Genomic DNA, 5277 nt, shown 5'->3' with positions numbered 1-5277 from the left:
CTGATGGAGACGTCCGAGTTTTCACGGCATCTGGCGGCGATCCGCCGGGGGTGAGCCTGGACTAATTCACGCCCTTCGGCACGTTTTCGGGCGGCACGGTGGTCTCGACCACTTTCTGGCGGTGGAAGATGAACAGGCCGGCGAGAACGACAATGCCCGAGCCGATCAGGATGCGCGGACCGGGAACGTCGCCGAAGAACACCAGTCCGAACACCACCGCCCACAGCAGCAGCGTGTAATGCAGCGGCGCCAGCGTCGAGGCCGGCGCCAGCTTGAGCGCCCTGGTGATCATCAGATGCGCGCCGCAGGAGACGATGCCGAGCAGCAGCATGGCGCCGAGATCGAGCGCCGACGGCGTCTGCCAGGCGCCGATGCTCAGCACGCCGCCGATCAGCAGCGTGCCGATGGTCTGCCATGTCACCAGATTGGTGTCGCTGGTGCCGCGCAGCCGGCGGTTGAGGATGATGGCGAAGGCGAAGGAGATACTGCCCACCAGCGCAAAGCCTGACGACAGCGAGAACGCCGCCGACGACGGTTTCAGCATGATCAGCACACCGCAGAAGCCGAGCAGGATCGCCATCCAGCGGCGCCAGCCGACCTTTTCGCCAAGCAAGAGGTGCGAGAGTGCCGCGACGTAGATCGGCCCCGCCATGTAGAAACTCATCACATCGGCCAGCGGCAGATAGACCACGGCGGCATAGAAGAGCGCGGTGTCGAGCGTGGTCATCACCACCCGCAGCAGCTGCAGCTCCAGGCGTTCCATGCGAAACAGCTTGGCCGGGCCCTGGTTGGCGATCATCGGGCCGAGCACGAAGAAGGCGCCGATGGAGCGGATCAGCACCACCTGGCCGACGGAGAAGCTGGCGACCAGCCATTTGCCCATGGCGTCGTTCAGCGCAAAAAGGAAATCGCCGGCCAGCATCAACAGAATGCCGGCCAAAAGCACATTCCTGATCGTCGAATTCTGCGCCACGGGCTGCGTCATGCCGATCCCGATTCCTCCCTAGTAAGCCGCGTCGTAGACGGAAGTGGCTGCCTTGACGAGGAGAATTCGGGCAATGGGTAAGACCAGCGCCGGGAATCGGCTGTATCTAGCTGGATATGTGCCGCCGGTTCACCATTCCCGGCCTTCCGCCGATGGACAGCCTGGTTTCCTGCTTCGTCCGCTCCGCCACCACCTTGCCCCTGGCGATGACGCACAGGCGCTCGGCGCGCAGCCGCAGGGCTTCGACCGGATTGCCGGCATCGAGGACGACCAGGCTGGCGCGCTTGCCGACCGCCAGGCCGAGATGATCGAGGCCCATGATCGCGGCATTGACGTTGGTGACCATGTCGAAGCAGCGCGCCATCTCTGCCGGGCTCGACATCTGAGCGACGTGCAGACCCATGAAGGCGACATCGAGCATATCGGCGGTGCCCAGCGAATACCAGGGATCGAGCACGCAATCCTGGCCCCAGCCGACGCGAATGCCGAGCGCCAGCATTTCCTTGACCCGGGTCAGGCCGCGGCGCTTCGGGAAGGTGTCGTGGCGGCCCTGCAGCATGATGTTGATCAGCGGATTGGGAATGACCGAGACGCCGGCCTCGGCGATCAGCGGCAAAAGCTTCGAGACGTAGTAATTGTCCATCGAATGCATCGAGGTGAGGTGCGAACCGGCGACCTTGCCGTGCAAACCAAGACGCTGCGCCTCATAGGCAAGCTGCTCGATATGGCGCGACAGCGGATCATCGGTCTCGTCGCAATGCAGGTCGACCATCAGGCCGCGGCTGGCCGCGATCTCGCACAGCTCCGTTACCGAGCGCGTGCCGTCGGCCATGGTGCGCTCGAAATGCGGGATGCCGCCGACGATGTCGACGCCCATGTCGAGCGCGCGGATGGTGTTTTCACGCGCCGATGGAGAGCGATAAAACCCGTCCTGCGGGAAGGCGACCAATTGCAGGTCGATGTAGGGAGCGACCGTCTTCTTGACCTCGAGCAACGCCTCGACCGCCAGCAGGCGGTCATCGCAGACATCGACATGGGTGCGGATGGCGAGCAGGCCCATCGACACCGCCCAGTCGCAATAGGCCAGCGCGCGATCACGCACGGCCTCATGCGTCAAAAGCGGCTTCAACTCGCCCCACAGCGAAATGCCTTCGAGCAGCGTACCCGAAGCGTTGATGCGCGGAATGCCGTAGGAGAGCGTCGCATCCATGTGGAAATGCGGATCGACGAAGGGCGGCGAGACCAGATTGCCACGGGCGTCGACCTCGGTCCGCGCGGAACCCTGGAGAACGGGCTCGATCGCCGCGATCGTCTCACCGTTGATGCCGATGTCGGCAACCCTGCCATCAGGCAGTGTGCCGCCGCGAACGATAAGGTCGAAATCCATCCGTCGTCATCCCGTCAAAAGAATCATCTGATATAGCCGAGGCTGAAAATCGCATCCCGTCGATGCCGCTTGCAACAGCGATTTGTCCGCGGCGGCCGCGGATGGTTTCATCCGGCCGCACCTCCCTCTATAAGCCGCCTTCGTTGTCCCGGTTTCAAGGATCCGCCGTTTGTTTCGTTTCTTCCGCTCGACGGAAAACCAGCGCCTCGTCGCGAGGTTGATCCGGGAATCCTTTTATCAGCACAGGTTTGGCTACGGCGCCGCGATCTTGTCGATGCTTGTGGTGGCCGCCACGACCGGCGCCAGCGCCTGGATTCTCAAAGAGATCACCGACGAATTCGTAGTCTTCAAGCGGATTGACCGGGTCAACCTGATTGCGGGCGGGGTCGCCACGATCTTCATCCTCAAGGGCCTCGCCAACTTCATTCAGGCCTATTTCATGAGCCGTGTCGGCAACGCCATCATCGCCGACCGCCAGCGCAAGATCTACGACCGCATCCTGGCGCAAGGCATCGAATTCTACCATTCGACCTCGTCGTCCGACCTGATCACACGCATGACCAACAATGCGCAGGCGGCACGCAACGTGCTCGACCTCGTTGTCACGTCCTATGTGCGCGATCTGTTGTCGCTGGTCGTCCTGGTAGGAGTCATGGTCTGGCAGCAGCCAGCCTTGTCTATAATCTGCTTCGTCGTCGGCCCCTTGGCTATCTACGGGGTCAACCGCATCCTGAAACGTGTTCGCAAGTTCGCCGCGATGGAGTTTCGCTCGGTCGGCCAGATCGTGCAGGTGATGCAGGAAACGGCAATCGGCGTGCGCGTCGTCAAATCCTTCAACCTCGAAGGCGCGATGCGCAACCGCATGTACAAGGCCGTGTCGGACGTCGAGAACCGGGCCAATAACATCGCGACGCTGGAGGCTGCGACAAGCCCGGTGATGGAGACGCTGGCCGGGCTGGCTATTGCCGGGGCCATCTTCGTCAGCGGCTTCCTGGTCTTGCAGGGCGGCCAGATGCCGGGAAACATCATGGCCTTCATCGGGGCGCTCCTGTTTGCCTATGAGCCGGCAAAGCGCCTTGCGCGCGTACGCATATCGCTGGAAAGCGGCATTGTCGGCGTGCGCATGATGTTCGAGCTCGCCGACCAGCCGCTCACTCTGGTCGAGAAGCCGGACGCGAAGCCGCTTCTGGCCGGACCGGGCGAGATCCGGTTCGACGCCGTCGACTTCGCTTATCAGAAAGGGCCGCCGGTGCTGGACAGGTTCGATCTGACGCTTGCGCCCGGCAAGATGACGGCGCTGGTCGGGCCTTCCGGCGGCGGCAAGTCGACGATTCTAAACCTGATCATGCGCATGTATGATCCGCAGAGCGGCAGGGTGCTGTTCGACGGTCAGGATATTTCCCATGCGACGCTCGCATCGCTGCGGGAAAAGATCGCCTATGTCAGCCAGGATACGTTCCTGTTTGCCGGCACCATCATGCACAACATCCGGCTTGGGCGCGAGGGTGCGACCGACGATGAGGTGATCGCCGCCGCCAAGGCGGCCAACGCGCATGACTTCATCAGCGCGCAGGCGAAAGGCTACGAGACGGATGTCGGCGAGAATGGCGGCCTACTGTCGGGCGGCCAGCGCCAACGGATCTCGATCGCACGCGCCATGCTGCGCAATGCGGAGATCCTGCTGCTGGACGAAGCGACCAGCGCGCTCGACGCCGAATCGGAAGCGCTGTTCCGCGACGCGCTGCAGCAATTGACGGAAGGCCGCACGACGATCGTCATCGCGCACCGTCTGTCGACCGTGCACCAGGCCGACACAATCGTGGTGCTCGAAGCCGGCAAGGTGGTGGAAAGCGGCCCGCACAAGGCCTTGCTCAAGCAGGGCGGGCTCTATCAGAAGCTCTATGAGTATCAGTTGATGCCGTAGCACTTCTCTTCCCTTCCCCCCCCTTGTGGGGGAAGGTGGATCGGCGCGCGGCGCCGAGACGGATGAGGGGTGTTCCAGCGGAGTGAGACGTCGGTGTTCTCTGGACCACCCCTCATCCGTCGCCTGCGGCGACATCTTCTCCCACAGGGGAGAAGGAAGAAACCTCACTCCGGCACAAACCTCACCGCGCCCTTGGCCGCGCTGGTGGCCATGGCGGCATAGGCGCGCAAGGCGGTCGTCACCTTGCGCTTGCGCTTTTCCTCAGGCTTCCAGGCCAGGGCGCCCCTGGCCTCCATCGCCGCCCGGCGCGCAGCGAGTTCCGCCTCATCGACAGCCAGGCGGATGCTGCGGTTCGGGATGTCGATCTCGATCGTATCGCCCTCCTGCACCAGTCCGATCAAACCGCCTTCGGCAGCTTCCGGCGACGCATGGCCGATCGACAGACCCGAGGTGCCGCCGGAGAAGCGGCCGTCAGTAATCAGAGCGCAGGCCTTGCCGAGGCCCTTCGACTTCAGATAGCTGGTCGGATAGAGCATCTCCTGCATGCCGGGGCCGCCGCGCGGTCCTTCATAGCGGATGACGACGACATCGCCGGCCTTGATCTCATTGGACAGGATCGCCTTGACGCTCGAATCCTGGCTTTCGAACACGCGGGCCGGGCCGGTGAATTTCAGGATCGATTCATCGACGCCCGCCGTCTTCACGATGCAGCCGTCGAGCGCCAGATTGCCCTTCAGCACGGCAAGGCCGCCATCCTTGGAAAAGGGATGTTCGGTCGAGCGGATAACGCCTTTCTCGCGGTCGAGATCGAGCTCGTCCCAGCGGCGCTCCTGGCTGAAGGCGACCTGTGTCGGCACGCCGCCAGGGGCGGCGAGGAAGAAATCGCGCACGCTCTGGCTGGTCGTGCGGGAAATGTCCCAATGGTCGAGCGCCTCGCCCAGGGTTGACGTATGCACCGTCGGCAGGTCGCGGTTGAGCAGG

4 protein-coding genes are annotated in these 5277 nt (G+C 63.3%); 1 reads left to right on the top strand and 3 read right to left on the bottom strand.

The genetic code is table 11. From position 1 onward, the window contains the following. Nucleotides 1–61 precede the first annotated feature (61 nt). Nucleotides 62–985, bottom strand: a complete 924-nt coding sequence (locus tag EN969_RS15550) for a DMT family transporter (protein ID WP_063169916.1) — start codon at nt 983–985, stop codon at nt 62–64. Nucleotides 986–1091: 106 nt separating this feature from the next. Continuing rightward, entirely contained in the window at nt 1092–2372 is a 1281-nt protein-coding gene (locus EN969_RS15545) for an amidohydrolase family protein (RefSeq protein ID WP_063169915.1), read from the bottom strand. A gap of 169 nt (nt 2373–2541) precedes the next feature. Here EN969_RS15545 and EN969_RS15540 point away from each other — a divergent pair, with 169 nt between their 5' ends. Further along, on the top strand, nt 2542–4296 hold the full coding sequence (locus tag EN969_RS15540; RefSeq protein ID WP_013528036.1) for an ABC transporter ATP-binding protein: 1755 nt from the start codon (nt 2542–2544) through the stop codon (nt 4294–4296). A gap of 164 nt (nt 4297–4460) precedes the next feature. On the opposite strand, the gene EN969_RS15535 is transcribed toward EN969_RS15540, so the two are convergent. Continuing rightward, nucleotides 4461–5277: dihydroxy-acid dehydratase (locus EN969_RS15535; RefSeq protein ID WP_206525163.1), on the bottom strand; the 817-nt coding region annotated here is incomplete at its 5' end.

Origin of the sequence: Mesorhizobium sp. M7A.F.Ca.CA.003.01.2.1 (assembly GCF_003998945.1) — a bacterium.
Taxonomy (GTDB): domain Bacteria; phylum Pseudomonadota; class Alphaproteobacteria; order Rhizobiales; family Rhizobiaceae; genus Mesorhizobium; species Mesorhizobium ciceri.
The sequence above is the reverse complement of the archived record's forward strand: the minus strand, read 5'-3'. Positions and strand labels throughout refer to the sequence as shown.

Excerpts from the sequence above, each read along its gene's own strand:
- EN969_RS15550 (WP_063169916.1), bottom strand. The coding sequence starts at position 985 with ATGACGCAGCCCGTGGCGCAGAATTCGACGATCAGGAATGTGCTTTTG.
- EN969_RS15545 (WP_063169915.1), bottom strand. The coding sequence starts at position 2,372 with ATGGATTTCGACCTTATCGTTCGCGGCGGCACACTGCCTGATGGCAGG.